Source organism: Halalkalibacter okhensis, from assembly GCF_000787375.1.
Taxonomy (GTDB): domain Bacteria; phylum Bacillota; class Bacilli; order Bacillales; family Bacillaceae_D; genus Halalkalibacter; species Halalkalibacter okhensis.
Genome location: NZ_JRJU01000043.1, coordinates 18,562 through 34,626, shown reverse-complemented (window position 1 = coordinate 34,626; position 16,065 = coordinate 18,562). Strand labels below are relative to the sequence as shown.

The window sequence follows — 16,065 nt, the reverse complement described above, 5'->3', positions numbered from 1 at the left end:
CGTTCCTAGTCAATCTCTTTCCATCGCACGTGCTAGACAAACAAATAAAAATGATTACTTGAAGAAGTAACAGGGGAGAGATCCTCTAATTTAAATTCAAACATTAAATTAGTGAGTTGCATCTTCAATTTTGATCTAATATAAAATAAATGGTTAATTAGAATACCGGAGGGAAAAAATAGTGGCAAAATATAGCGATCCTAGCTTAAAAGTTTTTACGTTGAATTCAAACAAAGGTCTTGCACATGAAATTACTGAGCACATTGGTGTACCAATGGGGAAGAGTTCGGTTACTCGTTTTAGCGATGGAGAAGTGCAGATTAACATTGAAGAAAGCATTCGTGGCTGTGATGTTTATCTGATTCAATCAACTTCTGCTCCGGCTAACGAACATATCATGGAATTATTAATTATGATTGATGCCTTAAAGAGAGCGTCAGCAAGAACGATTAATGTTGTTTTGCCTTACTATGGTTACGCTCGTCAAGATCGTAAAGCGCGTGCTCGTGAGCCAATTACTGCTAAGCTTGTGGCAAACCTCATAACTACTGCTGGAGCGACAAGAGTTCTTACGCTTGATCTACATGCAACGCAAATTCAAGGGTTTTTCGATATCCCTGTAGACCAGTTAATGGGTGTACCGATTTTAGCTGATTATTTTGCTGAAAAACAACTTGATGATATTGTTATTGTTTCTCCGGACCATGGTGGGGTCGTACGTGCACGTAAAATGGCAGATCGCTTAAAAGCTCCTATTGCAATCATTGATAAGCGTAGACCGAAGCCAAATGTTTCAGAAGTTATGAACATTGTTGGTAACATTGAAGGAAAAACAGCGATTATTATTGATGACATTATTGATACAGCTGGTACAATTACGCTTGCGGCGAATGCATTAGTTGAGCACGGTGCAAAAGAAGTATATGCGTGCTGTACGCATCCAGTTCTGTCTGGTCCAGCAATGGAACGTATTAATAATTCAAAAATAAAAGAGTTGGTTGTAACGAACTCAATTGTATTAGAAGACGAAAAGAAGAGCGAGAAAGTAACCGAGCTTTCTGTTGCAGCCTTAATGGGTGAAGCGATTATCCGTGTACATGAACATGCGTCTGTAAGTACATTATTCGATTAAGCCATATGGGAAATTGCTAAAAAAAGGTTTAAATACTCTTATTAAGGGAACATATGATATAGAGGATTTAAATCTAATTTGAGGTGATTACTATGGCAACTGTTTTACAGGCAAATCCAAGAGATGACCTTAGGGGGTCAGCTACGAGAAAGATTCGCAAAGAAGGGTATGTCCCTGCTATCTTGTACGGTAACAAAATTGAAAGTCAACCAGTTGCTGTCATGAGTGTTGATCTACTCAAAACAGTTAGAGAAGTAGGGAAAAATGGATTGTTCTCGCTAGATGTATCAGGAAAAAAGAAACATCAAGTTATGATTCATGATATTCAAATTGATCCTCTAAAAAACGAATACACACATATTGACTTCTTTGAAGTAGACATGACTTCGGAAATTGATGCGAATGTTCCAGTACGGTTAACTGGTGAAGCTCCTGGAGAAAAAGAGGGCGGAATGGTTTCTCATTTATTGTATGAAATAGCTGTGAGATGTTTACCGGCTGATATTCCAGAAGAGATTACAGTAGACGTGTCCAATTTAACTATTGGAGACTCCATTCAGGTAGCAGACATTCGTTCGCAAGTTTCCGTAGATATAACGAGTGAAGATGAAGAAACGATTGTGACGGTACAGCCTCAAGCTGCTGAACAAGAAAATGGCCAAGCTCCAGATGAGCAGGCCGAAGAGGCAGAGGAAGCTGAAGAAGGTAAGTCTGAGGAAGAGTAAGGACAAAGGTGTCTCAAAAGGTATGGTATGCCTTTTGGGACACCTTTTTATAGAGGATTTATGATTCAACTGTAGAATCATAAACGTAGAAAAAAGTTCAAGGGGATGTTCTCGTGAAATTAGTTGTTGGATTAGGGAATCCTGGATCAAAATATGCCGGAACCCGCCATAATGTCGGATTTGATTGTATTGACTATTGCGCTAGGCAATTAGGTATTGAATTAGATCAATCAAAATTTAAAGGTATGTATGGAAAAGGGAACGTAAATGGAGAGAAAGTCATTCTTCTTAAACCACTTACATATATGAACTTATCAGGAGAAAGCGTTCGTCCATTAATGGATTATTTTAATATTGATGTAGAAGACGTTCTAATCATCTATGATGATATGGATTTACCTGTAGGGAAAATCAGGCTGCGTCAAAAAGGTAGTGCAGGTGGGCATAATGGGATTAAGTCATTAATTCAGCATTTAGGTACACCGGAATTTAAGCGAATTCGAGTTGGGGTAGATCGTCCGCAAAATGGAGAGTCTATTGTAAGTTATGTTCTCGGCACATATCGCCCGGAGGAACGTGAGGATGTTGAACAAGCGATTATTCAATCTTCAAAAGCTGTCGAAGCATGGGCGACAAAGTCTTTCCTTGAAGTTATGAACGAATTTAATTAAAATCGTATATAGAGACTTTTTGCTGTTAATAATAATGGGTACTTAATATAGCAAAAGGAGGCTTTTGCCTTGACTATCCATTATCATTGCCGTCATTGTAAGACGAAGCTTGGCGCAATCGACCAGCAAATGCAGTCTGAGTCATTGGGGTTTCAGCATTTAACAAACGCTGAGCGAACAGACATGGTAACATATCATTCAAATGGAGATATGCATGTTCATGCGATCTGCGAAGATTGTCACGAAGCGCTAACGAGAAACCCTGACCTATATGAACTAGATCATCTTATACAATAATTTAAGGATTAACAAAGCTTTGGTTATTAGCCAAAGCGTTTTTCTGTTATGTCATGCAGGATTCTAGTCATTAAGAAAGAATAGAGAAAAGAGAGTAAGAATATAGTAGGCAAGAGGAATAAAACATAGATATGAAGATGAGCACTGAAGGTGAAGAAATAACAGGGGGAACATCATGTCAGGATTGCAACAATATTTACGTACTAACGATGAGATAAAAGCGGTTTCAGATAGTTTAGAAGCAAATATGAAAGAACAACTTATTTCAGGATTGACGGGGTCTGCAAGAACCCTGTTTATGTCCTCGATCTATTTAGAATCAAAAAGACCAATGATCGTTGTTACTCATAATTTGTTTCAAGCACAGAAACTTTATGAGGATTTAGTTGGACTTTTATCAGAAGAAGACGTTCTTTTATATCCAGTGAATGAGTTGATTTCTGCAGAAATTGCGATAGCAAGTCCAGAAATGAAGGCACAAAGAATTGATGTCTTAAACAAGCTCACACAATCATTTCAAGGAATCATTATTGCTCCATTAGCAGGAGTAAGACGTCAGCTACCACCTGCAAGGGTATGGAGAGACTGTCAAATTGAAATAAAAGTGGGAACAGACATAGGAGATATTTCTACACTGCTTGAAAAGCTTGTGATGATGGGCTTTCAACGAGTAGATATGGTTGCAGCTCCAGGAGAAGTAAGTGTGCGTGGGGGCATTATTGATTTGTATCCATTAACGGAGTCCGATCCTATTCGAATTGAGTTATTTGATACAGAGGTTGACTCAATTCGGACATTTGAAGTGGATAATCAGCGTTCAAAAGAAGAAAGAAAGAGTGTCATTATCGGACCTGCTCAAGAAGTTCTTTTATATAAAGAACATTATCAGCAGGCAGCTGAGCGTTTATCAGAAGGTCTGACAACGACTTTGAAAAAAGTGAAGGCAAAAGAAACGAAAGAAAAATTATCACAGCATATCTCCTATGAAATTGGTCAGTTAAGACAAGGGTCAACCTTTCAAGGTATGTATAAGTATATGTCTCTTTATTATGAAGGTCAGCATTCGCTCCTTTCATATGTCCCAGAAAACGCAGTGATTGTGATGGACGAGGTTTCTAGGGTAAGAGAAATATTCGACAATTTAGAGAAAGAAGAAGCGGAATGGAACACGGCATTGCTTGAACAAGGAGAAATTGTTCACGATGTCTCGATGTCTGTTCCGGTTTTTGAAGTGCTCAAACAATCGCCTTTTTCGATTGTCTATTTGTCTCTTTTTCTTAAGCATGTTGCAGCAACAAACCCAGAAAATGTAATGACTATTTCGTGTAAGTCCATGCAACAATTTCACGGGCAAATGGAGCTTTTAGTGTCTGAGGTAGGTAGATGGGTGAAAAGCAATCAAGCTGTGGTGTTTCTTGCTGCCTCCAAGGAACGTGCTAATAGGCTATCACTTAATTTAGAAGATGAGGGTATTGATACAAGGATTATTGAACAAGCTACGGAGCTTGTCGGTGGTCGAGTTCAAATTGTTGTTGGTAGCTTACAATCAGGATTTGAACTTCCATCAAGTAAGCTAGTTGTCATTACAGAGGAAGAAGTATTTGCGAAGAAACAAACAAAGCGACCCCAACGCAAACAAGCCATCTCTAATGCCGAGAGGATTAAAAGCTACTCGGAGCTAAAAGTTGGTGATTTAATTGTTCATACCAACCATGGGATTGGAAAATACCTTGGCGTTGAAACACTTGAAATTAATGGGTTGCATAAAGACTATCTTCACTTACGCTATGCAGGAAATGACAAGCTCTACGTACCTGTGGAGCAAATTGATCAAGTTCAAAAATACGTAGGATCAGAAGAAAAGGATCCAAAGATCTATGCTCTTGGTGGAAACGATTGGAAGAAAGTCAAGAAAAAAGTTCAATCATCGGTCGAAGATATTGCTGATGACTTGATTAAGCTCTATGCCGAACGTGAAGCAAGTGTTGGCTTTGCCTTTTCAGAAGATAACAATGAGCAAACAGAATTTGAATCTTCATTCCAATACCAAGAAACGGAAGATCAACTTCGTGCTATTTCAGAAATCAAAGAAGATATGGAAAAAACGCGGCCAATGGATCGTCTTTTATGTGGAGATGTTGGTTATGGTAAGACAGAAGTTGCCATTCGTGCAGCTTTTAAAGCGATTATGGATGGAAAACAAGTGGCGATTCTTGTACCAACAACGATCTTGGCTCAACAGCATTATGAAACGATTAAAGAAAGGTTCTCAGAATTTCCAATTAATATTGGCGTTTTAAGTCGTTTCCGTTCGAAAAAAGAACAAACAGAAACGTTAAAAGGAGTAAAAGCCGGCTCCGTTGATTTAATTGTTGGGACCCACCGCCTCCTGTCAAAAGATGTTGTATTTAAAGACTTAGGCTTACTGATTGTCGATGAAGAGCAACGCTTTGGAGTTACTCATAAAGAGAAAATAAAACAATTAAAAGCGAATATCGATGTTCTTACATTGACAGCAACTCCGATCCCGAGGACGTTGCATATGTCAATGCTTGGCGTGCGTGATCTATCTGTCATTGAAACACCGCCTGAAAACCGCTTCCCTGTTCAAACCTATGTTGTTGAGTACAATGCAGCATTGATTCGTGAAGCGATTGAACGCGAAATGAGCCGTGGCGGGCAAGTGTATTTTCTTTATAATCGCGTCGAGGATATTGAACGGATGTCAGAACAATTAGGAATGCTTGTTCCAGATGCGCGAATTAGTTTTGCTCATGGACAAATGAATGAGCGTGAATTAGAAAATATTATGCTTAATTTCTTAGAAGGAAATAGTGATGTATTGGTGACAACAACGATCATTGAGACCGGTGTTGACATTCCAAATGTTAATACGTTGATTATTTACGATGCCGATAAAATGGGATTATCTCAACTTTATCAAATTCGAGGACGAGTGGGTCGTTCAAATCGAGTTGCGTATGCATACTTTACGTATCAACGCGATAAAGTACTAACGGAAGTCGCGGAAAAACGATTGCAAGCCATCAAGGAGTTTACAGAGCTCGGTTCTGGTTTTAAAATTGCGATGCGTGATTTAACCATTCGTGGTGCAGGGAATCTTTTAGGAGCTCAGCAGCATGGATTTATCGAATCAGTCGGTTTTGACTTATATTCGCAAATGCTTAAGGATGCCATTGAAGAGAGAAAAGGGGATAAGCCGAAGGAGCCTCCTTTCCAAGTCGAGCTTGATGTCAAGATCGATGCCTATATCCCAGAGACTTATATCCAAGATGCCAAACAAAAAATTGAAATGTACAAGAGGTTTAAAGGAGCAGAGTCAGCAAGGGATTTAACGGACTTAAAAGACGAGATGTTCGATCGCTTTGGTGAATACCCGACACAAGTTGACTACCTTCTTCGTCTAACACATATTAAGTTAATCGCTAATGAGGAAAAGGTTGAACAAATTACGGAAACAAAAGACCAGATTGAAATGATTCTATCTGAAGAGACATCTAAGAGATTGGACGGAGCCAAACTATTTGAAGTCGCTCATCAATTAGGAAGAGAAATTGTTTTAGGCACAGCAGGAGAAAAAATAAAATTTGTGATCAAAACAAAATCTTTAAGTGATGAACAAGTGTTGCTCTTTATTGAAAAATTACTTCAAGGGCTTCAAGACGCGAAGAAATAAACTAGTTATTGCCTCAATTTTCTACAAGATGGGGTAAAAGGAATATTTAGCCTATCAAACAAATTCATGAATTGGTGAATAGTTCTTTTTTTACGAAAGATACTAGAGTTAAGAAAAGAAATGGTTATTTTCTTACCACTTACCATCAAGTGAATACATCATTAGAAAGTGAGGCAATACAGTATGAAAGCTACAGGTATCGTACGTCGTATTGATGATTTAGGACGGGTTGTCATCCCGAAAGAAATCAGGAGAACACTTCGAATCCGAGAAGGAGATCCTCTCGAGATATTCGTTGATCGTGATGGCGAAGTGATTTTAAAGAAATATTCGCCTATTTCTGAGTTGGGTGATTTTGCTAAGGAGTATGCCGAAGCACTTTATGATAGCTTAAATCAATTTGTGTTAATTGCAGATCGTGATACATTTATTGCGGTTGCAGGAGCTCCTAAAAAAGAGTATGCCAACAAAGGCATTGGTGAAATTGTTGAAAAAGTAATGGATGAAAGAAAAACGAAGGTGGAAACGACAGCGGGAGAACATAACCTTGTTGGTGACCACACGGATGATTTAAAAGGATATGTTGTTACACCGATTATTGCTAATGGCGATCCGATTGGTGCAGTGGTCATCTTTAGTAAGGAACAAGAGCTTTCTGGAACGATCGAACAAAAGCTTGCAGAAACCGCAGCTAGTTTTTTAGCACGACAAATGGAACAATAAACATAGGTTTAACAGCTCGTCTTCTTTTGGAGGACGAGCTTTTTATTTTTAGGATATAGGCCGAAGCGGTACGTATTTACCACTTATGTCTTTGTTATGGTAAGATGATGGAAGAAAGGTGAGAATCATGTGAAAGATAAAGATTTATTACAAGGTGTAGCCATTTTATCGGCTGCTGCATTGCTTGCTAAAATATTAAGTGCGGCTTACCGCATCCCTTATCAAAACTTATCGGGTGATATGGGCTATTATGTGTATCAACAAATTTACCCCCTTTATGGGATTATCATAACCCTATCCATGTATGGCTTTCCGGTGGTTTTGTCGAAGCATCGAGCAGAGTTAATAGCGATTGGAAGGAAGGACGAAGCAAGGAAGTTAACGAGTTTGCTTTTTTATGGGTTAGTATTGTTAGCCGCTCTAAGCTGGGTGCTTTTGTTTTTTCTTGCACCATTTATTGCTGAAATGATGGGAGATAACAACCTTGTTCGACCTATTCAGGCAATGAGCTATGTTGTTTTTTTGTTGCCATTTTTAAGTGTTGGACGAGGGTTTCACCAAGGTGAAGGAGAATTGATTCCAACGGCTGTTTCTCATATTGTTGAACAGCTTGTTAGAGTTCTTCTCATTTTAGGCATTACTTACATTTTTGTCGTATCAGGATATGATGCTTATCAAATCGGAGCTGGTGCAGCGTATGGGTCTTTCTTTGGCGGACTCATTGGAGTTATGGTTTTGTTATTGTTAACAAAAGCTGTATGGATGAAAGAACTTATTCATCCGAGAAAATTGAAAGGTCCATCGATCCTCAATCAAAACTGGAGGATGTTCAAGCACAGCTTATTTATTTGTTTAAGTGCGCTTATGTTTGTGCTTATGCAACTTGTCGATGCTTTTACGATTGTCCAGCTTTTGCAAATGAGTGGAATACAGCCGGATGTTGCTTTCCCAACCAAAGGGGTCTATGACCGTGGTCAGCCGCTCATTCAGTTAGGAACCGTATTAGCGACAACGTTAACGTTAGCACTCGTCCCGATGCTTTCAAAAGCGGTCGCAAGAAACGATTTACATATGGCGAACAAGTATCAAAACCTTTCCTATCGCTTAACACTTCTAATTGGTGGAGCAGCGACGGTAGGATTAATGATCATTATTGAACCAACAAATCATATGCTTTTTACAGATACAACAGGCTCTGACGTATTGCGGGTGCTTAGCTTTGCCATTGTTCTTAGTTCGCTTTTTGTCATGATTTCTGCGGTGTTACAAGGGTATAACTACACGTATGTACCTGCCATAGCCATAGCGATTGGTGTCACAACAAAAGTAGCATTAAACGTCTTATTCATTCCTAGGTTTGGAACAATAGGAGCAGCGTGGTCGACGGTTTTGGCAATAGGGACGATGGTCATCTACTTATTAGCAGTATTACATAAAAAAAAGCATTTACATTTGGGGTCATTGTCATCGTATGTTCGCATTGCACTTGTTTTAGCTGTAATGGGTCTTTTAACAACATTATGGAAAAATGGATTATTAATGATTCTTCCTATTGATAATCGTTTAACAGATACACTCATTGCCCTTACATCAGCAGGAGTAGGCGGACTCGTTGTTGTCTACAGTTTGTTTGCTTTATCCATTTTTTCAGAAGATGAGTGGAACAAGATCCCTAAATTGAATAAAGTAAGGACACGATTTGTAAAAAGGAGAAGGTAATTGTGAAAAAAATAAATGTTATCGGCTTAGGTGCAGGAGATCTTGACCAAATGCCATTAGGGATATACCGACACCTTAAGAATGAACAGGTCATTTATACCCGAACCAATGATCATCCTGCTGTGACTGAACTGAAAAAGGAAGGTGTGGAGTTCCGCTCATATGATCATATTTATGAACAACACGATGAGTTTCAGTCCGTGTATGAAACGATTGTCAAACAATTATTGCAAGAGGTCGATGCGAAAAAAGAAATAACCTATGCAGTCCCTGGCCATCCGCTAGTCGCTGAAAGAACGGTTCAACTCTTATTAGAAGAGGAGAGAAGTGGCAAGGTTGAGCTTTCTATTTTAGGAGGCCAAAGTTTTTTGGATGCCATGTATACCTCCTTGCATATTGACCCAATTGAAGGGTGTCAAATTGTTGATGGTACGGTATTAACAAGAGACGAGCTCGAACTCACTCATCATATGATTATTGTTCAAGTGTACGATGCAATGATTGCCTCTGATGTGAAGCTAACATTAATGGAGCGACTTCCTGATGATTACGAAGTGACGATTGCTACAGCTGTTGGTTCTCGTGATGAGCAGTTAGTAAAGGTCCCGTTGTTTGAACTAGATCGTGTCACAACGTTGAATAATTTAACAGCTGTTTACATTCCACCTGTTACCAAAGAGGAAAGCTTGTATGGGGAGTTTTCTAAGCTTCGTGAAGTTATTGCTACATTACGTGGACCGAATGGTTGTCCATGGGATCAAAAGCAAACACATGAGTCATTAAAGAAGTATTTTATCGAAGAAGTGTATGAAGTGATAGAAGCCATTGATGAAGAAGATGATGAACACTTAGTAGAAGAGCTTGGAGATGTGCTGTTACAAATCATGCTTCATTCACAAATTGGGGAAGATAACGGCTACTTTTCTGTACGAGATGTCATTTCAGGTGTAACAGAAAAGATGATTCGCAGACACCCGCACGTATTTGGAGAAGTGAGTGTTAATCATGCCGATGAAGTCGTAAGCAATTGGGATGAGATTAAGAAACAGGAAAAAGGACCACAAGCTGAAGAGTCGATTTTATCATCCATTCCAAAAGGATTGCCTGCATTAATGGAGGCAACAAAGGTGCAAAAGAAAGCAGCAAAAGTTGGCTTTGATTGGGATGATGCCGCACCGATGTGGATGAAACTCCAGGAAGAGATTGGAGAATTCATGCTTGAAATAAAAGCGAACAACCGTGATAACATGCACAAAGAACTAGGTGATATTCTTTTTGTTGTGGTCAACCTTGCTCGTTTTTACAATATTGATGCCGAAGATGCACTTCATAGTACGAACCGGAAATTTAAAAAGCGCTTCGGCTATATTGAGAATGCATTACAAGCAGAAGGAAAAGCGGTATCAGAAATGACATTAGAAGAGCTCGATCAGAAGTGGGAAGAAGCAAAACAAATAGAAGATAATTAAGGGGGAATTGCCATGCGTTTGGATAAATTTTTAAAAGTATCTCGATTAATTAAACGTCGTACATTAGCGAAAGAAGTGTGTGATCAAGGGCGCATTACAATAAATGGACAGGTCGCTAAAGCTGGTTCAGCTGTGAAGGCAGGCGATGAACTAGTTGTTCGCTTTGGTCAAAAACTTGTGACTGTTCGCATTGATGATGTCCGTGAAATGGTAAGAAAAGATGAAGCGGCTATGATGTATACGATTATTAGTGAGGCTCCGGTATCGTAAGATGTAAAAAGAGATAGCTTGTTCTAATTTAAATCCCTTCTACATACACTGCTATGAAAGCATATGGAGGAGGGATTTTTGGATGGATCAACACTATGATTTTGGTACACCAATGGGGCGTGAACGACAATCAAACGACCACGATGTCATCCTAAAAGGAAGAAAACAATTAGATATTACAGGTGTGAAACAAGTGGAAAGTTTCGATAATGAAGAATTTCTATTAGAAACCGTAATGGGGTTCTTATCCGTACGGGGCCAAAACTTGCATATGAAAAATTTAAACGTCGAGCAGGGAATCGTTTCAATTGAAGGGAAGGTATACGACTTAATTTACCTTGATCAAAATCAACAAGACAAATCAAAAGGTTTCTTCGGGAAGTTATTTAAGTGACGCTGACCGTGCAATTCTATACAATGTTATCAATGGCTGCAATGGGCGTGTACATTGGTGCAGCTATTGATACGTATGGAAGATTCACTCGTAACCGAAAAAAACCTTCTTTCAATTGGATCGTTGCTTGTAATGATATCTTGTTTTGGCTCGTACAGGCTCTTATCGTTTTTTATGTCTTGCTTCAATCAAACTATGGAGAGATACGCTTTTATATTTTTTTAGCTCTAGTATGTGGATTTGCCGCCTATCAAGCTTTGTTACAAACCTTGTATCGAACGTTACTTGAGCGAATTATTGAGAAAATAATCCAGTTATACCAAATAACAATAAAGCTTTTTACAATATTATTGATCAACCCTGTTAAGTACTTATTGAAACTCCTCTATTCCTTATGTATTATGGTATTAACAACTTGTTTGACGGTTCTGTTGTTCTTGCTTCGCCTTATCTGGAGACCAATAAAATGGGTGCTACTCCTTCTTTACAAATGGACAGGGCTCCACAAACAAGTGAAAAAATTACAACCCATTTTACGTAAAATAAAGGGATTTTTCCAATCGATGAGGAAGAAGAAAGAATAAGGGGGGATACATGATGGTCACAGATCGTACGTCTAGAGTGAGAGAGATGGATAAGTCCTATATCCAACAACGAGAACAAGAGCTAGAAATGGCAGCTAGAAAGAGAAGAGGTCTTTTTCGGAGGCTGACTGTATTAGCTATATTCGTTGTAGCTTTAGGGAGTATTGCATGTGTGTCAATCTATACCCAAGCTTCTTCATTAGAAGGAAAAAGGCAGGAACAGGCGGCGTTAGAAGAGGAGCTTAAGAAGTTGCAACTTGAGGAAGCGAGATTACGAGAGGACATTAAAAATTATAATGACCTTGACTATATTGCTGAGATTGCTAGAAGAGACTACTATCTAACAAAACCTGGTGAAACTTTGTTTAAATTACCTGAATCATCGTCAAATTGACACGTTTTTTTCTATTCGGGTATAATATAAAAAATGAACATTTTCAGATTTCTTAAGGAGGATCTATTTTTTCATGTCAATCGAAGTAGGCAGCAAGTTACAAGGTAAAGTTACAGGAATCACTCATTTTGGTGCATTTGTCGAGCTGCCGGGTGGTTCTACTGGCCTTGTACACATTAGTGAAGTCGCTGATAATTATGTTAAGGACATTAACGAATTTTTAAAGGTTGGGGACGAAGTAACAGTCAAAGTCGTTAATGTTGAAAATGATGGCAAGATTGGACTTTCCATTCGTAAGGCCGTTGATCGCCCTGAGCGACCAGCCGCTCCTGAACGCCCAGCGCGTTCAGAACGTCCAAGTCGTCCGTTCAACAATTCGCAACGTCCAAGTGGAAATCGTCCGCAAGGTGGCAACCGCCCACAAGGTGGTCGTGGACCAAGACCCAACCAAGCACGTCCGTCTTTGTCATTTGAAGACAAAATGAGCCGCTTCTTAAAGGATAGTGAGGAGCGCATCTCAACATTGAAGCGTCAAACAGAATCTAAACGCGGGGGTCGAGGCGCCCGTAGAGGATAACTTGCTGCTCTAATGCGAAGACATATAGGTAGAGGATGGCTGTGTTGAAGTCATCCTCTTTTTAAATGAATTTTAATTTTTTTTGTTGACTTATTCTGTAGTTGTTAGTATACTAATAAATGTCGCAAATGACTAATGTGGCGGTGTAGCTCAGCTGGCTAGAGCGTACGGTTCATACCCGTGAGGTCGGGGGTTCGATCCCCTCCGCCGCTACCAAATACATAATATTAACCTGTACTCGTTGGAGTACAGGTTTTTTTTGTTATAAAAGTTTTCAGCTGGGAGATTGGCTACCGAAAAGAGAGAGAAGCTTGAAAGACGGTAGCCAAAGAGAGAGGTTGGCTACTGAAAAGAGAGAGAAGCTTGAAAGACGGTAGCCAAAGAGAGAGATTGACTACCGAAAAAAGCGAGAAACGAGAAAGACGGTAGCCAAAGAGAGAGATTGGCTACCGAAAAGAGAGAGAAACGAGAAAGACGGTAGCCAAAGAGAGAAGTTGGCTGCTGAAAAAAGATGTGAAACAAGAAAAATAATCCACCATGCAAAAAACACCTCCTTACCTAAAAAATCTCTCCTCACCTTTCTCCAAAGACTGCAATAATCCACCATTATAATAGCTCTAATACGAGAATCTTTATCTATTGATCCCTATTTTGCCCGAAAGAAGTCGAACGTTTTTTGGTATTCGCCCTGCGATTTTGACAAAAAATGAAGTGTCGATCTGTTTATAATGGGTACACGAATAAAACTAGGGTGGTGGATGTTGATGATTCAGAAGTTGACGAAAGAATGGACGGAACCCGCTGAGGATGGAAGGACTTTACGGAACAAGTGGACGAGCTTCGGTAAGGGAATGGCTGAAAAACTTGCTTCTGGTACAAAGGCGGCTTTTTATCAATATGGATTAATGGTGGCTATTGTTGGCTTCCTGCTGGGAAGGGCTATGATTCTATCTGAGCTTACACCATTTGTATTACCATTTTTAGCAGCTATTTATATGCTGAAGCGTGAACGTGCACCGATTGCAGCACTTTCATTAGTTGCGGGGGCGATGACGGGGTACCATGGGCAGGTTGGTTTTGTTGTGTTGGCGATCATTGCTTATGTTCTTATTCAAAAAATAGTTGCCAAGTTTGTACAAAACCCAACTAAAGCGCTTCCGTATACGGTTTTTGGTGCCAGTATGGCCACTAGGTTAGGGATTGTCTTTTTCTTAGAAGGAACCATTACAAACTACGCATTAATGATGGCTACTGTGGAGGCGGGTCTAAGTTTTATTTTAACAATGATTTTCTTACAGAGTGTACCCATCGTTACCTCACGTAAAATGAAACAACCACTTAGAAATGAAGAAATTGTTTGCTTAATTATATTACTAGCTTCTGTTATGACGGGGACGGTAGGTTGGATTATTTACGAAATGACCGTTGAACATGTTCTTGCAAGGTATTTGGTTCTTGCTTTTGCCTTTGTAGGAGGTGCTGCCATCGGGTCAACCGTTGGTGTTGTGACTGGATTAATCCTGAGTCTTGCTAGTGTTGCAAGCTTGTACCAAATGAGTTTGCTAGCTTTTGCTGGTTTGTTAGGAGGCCTCTTAAAAGAAGGGAAGAAAGTTGGCGTAGGGATCGGGCTTCTTGTTGGGACACTGTTAATAGGCTTGTACGGTGAAGGAGCGACACAGGTGTCTGTCACATTAATGGAGTCAATGGCAGCCATTATCGTCTTCTTCTTAACACCTAAGAGTGTATTTACGAATTTAGCTAGATATATTCCAGGTACAGTAGAACATTCCAAAGAACAACAGCAATACTTACGAAAAATTAGAGATTTAACGGCTGGTAGAGTTGAGCAATTCTCTACTTTGTTTCAGACGTTATCAAATAGTTTTCAAACCCCAGCGCATATGTCAAATACAGAAGATGAAGAAAGAGAAGTCGACTATTTCCTAAGCAATGTTACGGAAAAGACATGTCAGACATGCTTTAAAAAAGAACGGTGCTGGGTGCAAAACTTTAATAAAACATATGACTCGATGCAAAGAATTATGACTGAAACAGAAGAACATGGAGAAATAAAAGATCAGTTGTTTATGAAAGAATGGAAAAAGGAATGTATAAAACCAGAGAAGGTTATCCAAGCCGTTCGACATGAACATGGTCAGTACCAAGCAAACCAAAAGCTCAAACGTCAAGTGATGGAGAGTCGTCGATTAGTTGCTGACCAGCTCCTAGGTGTATCACGTGTAATGGGTGATTTCGCTAAAGAAATTCAAAAGGAAAAGGAAGCACATCACTACCAAGAAGAGCAAATGCTAGATGCCTTACGTGAAGTAGGTCTTGAGATTGGGCATATTGATATTTATAGTCTTGAAAAAGGAAATCTTGAAATTGAAATGAGCATCTCTGATGACAAAGGCCATGGCCAATGTGAAAAAATTATTGCACCGATTTTATCTGATTTATTAAGCGAAACAGTCATTGTGAAAAAGGAGGAGGTAGGATTTTACCCGAATGGCTTCAGTCATGTGTCGTTTGGATCTGCAAAACAGTTCGTAGTAGATACAGGTGTTGCCCATGTTGCTAAAGGTGGAGCTTGGGTTTCGGGTGATTGCTACTCAACCATTGAGTTAGGTTCTGGAAAATATGCTATTGCTATAAGTGATGGCATGGGTAATGGAGAGAGGGCTCACTTGGAGAGCAATGAAACGTTACAACTGCTGCAAAAAGTTCTCCAATCAGGCATTGAGGAAACGGTTGCGATTAAATCGGTTAATTCTGTTCTGTCGCTGCGTACAACAGACGAAATCTTTTCGACACTAGATTTAGCCATGATAGATTTGCAGGATGCCACGACTAGGTTCTTAAAAATAGGTTCGATTCCAAGCTTCATTAAACGTGGGAACAATGTGATCAAAGTGGAGGCAAGCAATCTTCCAATGGGTATGATACAAGAGTTTGATGTGGATGTGGTAAGTGAGCAATTAAAAGCTGGTGACTTGCTTGTTATGATGAGTGACGGAATTTACGACGCCCCTAAGCATGTAGAAAATAAAGAAATGTGGATGAAACGTTTACTAAGCGAATTAAAAACCGATGATCCGCAAGAAGTGGCAGATGTTATTTTAGAAAAAATTATCCGAAATGAACAAGGGAGTATCGATGATGATATGACAGTGATTGTCGCAAAGATTAAACGAAATACACCGAAGTGGTCAGCTATTCCGTTATATAAATCACCCAAATTAGTAAAAAAGAGAGGGAGGAAGTCCTCGTAAAAAAACAACAGAAAAAGTAGATGACATCATTGACTAACTAAAAGAGTTTCAAGAAAAGAGGGAAGGTCGCCCTTTTTCATGAAAATAGCTAGGTCTGGGGAAGTGTGCAATGGCTCCGCGCGTCGTGCGCCTTTTGAGAAA

General features: G+C 39.5%; 14 protein-coding genes and 1 tRNA gene. All 15 read left to right on the top strand.

Going from position 1 to position 16,065, the window contains the following annotated elements; translation table 11 throughout:
- Window positions 1-181: 181 nt before the first annotated feature.
- The 15 genes from LQ50_RS20685 to spoIIE all read left to right on the top strand — a co-directional run bounded on the left by LQ50_RS20685 (window position 182) and on the right by spoIIE (window position 15,924).
- On the top strand, window positions 182-1,132 hold the full coding sequence (locus tag LQ50_RS20685) for a ribose-phosphate diphosphokinase (RefSeq protein ID WP_034633053.1): 951 nt from the start codon (window positions 182-184) through the stop codon (window positions 1,130-1,132).
- A gap of 92 nt (window positions 1,133-1,224) precedes the next feature.
- Entirely contained in the window at window positions 1,225-1,857 is a 633-nt protein-coding gene (locus tag LQ50_RS20680; RefSeq protein WP_034633051.1) for a 50S ribosomal protein L25/general stress protein Ctc, read from the top strand.
- 113 nt (window positions 1,858-1,970) lie between these two features.
- On the top strand, window positions 1,971-2,528 hold the full coding sequence (gene pth, locus LQ50_RS20675) for an aminoacyl-tRNA hydrolase (protein ID WP_034633048.1): 558 nt from the start codon (window positions 1,971-1,973) through the stop codon (window positions 2,526-2,528).
- A 69-nt stretch (window positions 2,529-2,597) separates the two neighbouring features.
- Entirely contained in the window at window positions 2,598-2,825 is a 228-nt protein-coding gene (gene fin, locus LQ50_RS20670) for an anti-sigma-F factor Fin (protein WP_034633044.1), read from the top strand.
- 175 nt (window positions 2,826-3,000) lie between these two features.
- Window positions 3,001-6,522 (top strand): transcription-repair coupling factor, encoded by a 3,522-nt coding sequence (gene mfd / locus LQ50_RS20665; protein WP_034633041.1) that lies wholly within the window; start codon window positions 3,001-3,003, stop codon window positions 6,520-6,522.
- A gap of 183 nt (window positions 6,523-6,705) precedes the next feature.
- The gene (spoVT, locus tag LQ50_RS20660; protein WP_034633038.1) at window positions 6,706-7,245 is read left to right on the top strand and encodes a stage V sporulation protein T; all 540 of its coding nucleotides are present in this window, start codon (window positions 6,706-6,708) and stop codon (window positions 7,243-7,245) included.
- A gap of 129 nt (window positions 7,246-7,374) precedes the next feature.
- A complete protein-coding gene (locus tag LQ50_RS20655; RefSeq protein ID WP_052144892.1) occupies window positions 7,375-8,964 on the top strand; it encodes a putative polysaccharide biosynthesis protein in 1,590 nt (529 codons plus the stop codon).
- A 2-nt stretch (window positions 8,965-8,966) separates the two neighbouring features.
- On the top strand, window positions 8,967-10,433 hold the full coding sequence (gene yabN / locus LQ50_RS20650; protein ID WP_084138969.1) for a bifunctional methyltransferase/pyrophosphohydrolase YabN: 1,467 nt from the start codon (window positions 8,967-8,969) through the stop codon (window positions 10,431-10,433).
- A 12-nt stretch (window positions 10,434-10,445) separates the two neighbouring features.
- Window positions 10,446-10,703, top strand: a complete 258-nt coding sequence (locus LQ50_RS20645) for an RNA-binding S4 domain-containing protein (protein WP_034633033.1) — start codon at window positions 10,446-10,448, stop codon at window positions 10,701-10,703.
- An 82-nt stretch (window positions 10,704-10,785) separates the two neighbouring features.
- Window positions 10,786-11,097 carry a sporulation protein YabP gene (gene yabP, locus LQ50_RS20640; protein ID WP_034633031.1) on the top strand — a complete coding sequence of 104 codons (312 nt, stop codon included), beginning with the start codon at window positions 10,786-10,788 and terminating at the stop codon, window positions 11,095-11,097.
- Window positions 11,094-11,681 carry a spore cortex biosynthesis protein YabQ gene (gene yabQ, locus LQ50_RS20635; RefSeq protein ID WP_034633028.1) on the top strand — a complete coding sequence of 196 codons (588 nt, stop codon included), beginning with the start codon at window positions 11,094-11,096 and terminating at the stop codon, window positions 11,679-11,681. Before yabP ends, yabQ begins: the two co-directional genes overlap by 4 nt.
- A 10-nt stretch (window positions 11,682-11,691) precedes the next feature.
- On the top strand, window positions 11,692-12,075 hold the full coding sequence (locus LQ50_RS20630) for an FtsB family cell division protein (protein ID WP_237563770.1): 384 nt from the start codon (window positions 11,692-11,694) through the stop codon (window positions 12,073-12,075).
- Between the two features lie 73 nt (window positions 12,076-12,148).
- The gene (locus tag LQ50_RS20625; RefSeq protein WP_034633023.1) at window positions 12,149-12,652 is read left to right on the top strand and encodes a S1 domain-containing RNA-binding protein; all 504 of its coding nucleotides are present in this window, start codon (window positions 12,149-12,151) and stop codon (window positions 12,650-12,652) included.
- A 139-nt stretch (window positions 12,653-12,791) separates the two neighbouring features.
- Window positions 12,792-12,868 (top strand) — tRNA-Met (locus tag LQ50_RS20620).
- A 548-nt stretch (window positions 12,869-13,416) separates the two neighbouring features.
- Window positions 13,417-15,924 carry a stage II sporulation protein E gene (spoIIE, locus tag LQ50_RS20615; protein ID WP_034633019.1) on the top strand — a complete coding sequence of 836 codons (2,508 nt, stop codon included), beginning with the start codon at window positions 13,417-13,419 and terminating at the stop codon, window positions 15,922-15,924.
- The last annotated feature ends 141 nt before the right edge of the window (window positions 15,925-16,065 follow it).

Bases quoted from the DNA above. Each gene is read 5' to 3' on its own strand.
- LQ50_RS20680 (WP_034633051.1), top strand. From the start codon at position 1,225: ATGGCAACTGTTTTACAGGCAAATCCAAGAGATGACCTTAGGGGGTCA.
- mfd (WP_034633041.1), top strand. From the start codon at position 3,001: ATGTCAGGATTGCAACAATATTTACGTACTAACGATGAGATAAAAGCG.
- spoVT (WP_034633038.1), top strand. From the start codon at position 6,706: ATGAAAGCTACAGGTATCGTACGTCGTATTGATGATTTAGGACGGGTT.
- LQ50_RS20645 (WP_034633033.1), top strand. From the start codon at position 10,446: ATGCGTTTGGATAAATTTTTAAAAGTATCTCGATTAATTAAACGTCGT.
- yabP (WP_034633031.1), top strand. From the start codon at position 10,786: ATGGATCAACACTATGATTTTGGTACACCAATGGGGCGTGAACGACAA.
- LQ50_RS20630 (WP_237563770.1), top strand. From the start codon at position 11,692: ATGATGGTCACAGATCGTACGTCTAGAGTGAGAGAGATGGATAAGTCC.
- LQ50_RS20625 (WP_034633023.1), top strand. From the start codon at position 12,149: ATGTCAATCGAAGTAGGCAGCAAGTTACAAGGTAAAGTTACAGGAATC.
- spoIIE (WP_034633019.1), top strand. From the start codon at position 13,417: ATGATTCAGAAGTTGACGAAAGAATGGACGGAACCCGCTGAGGATGGA.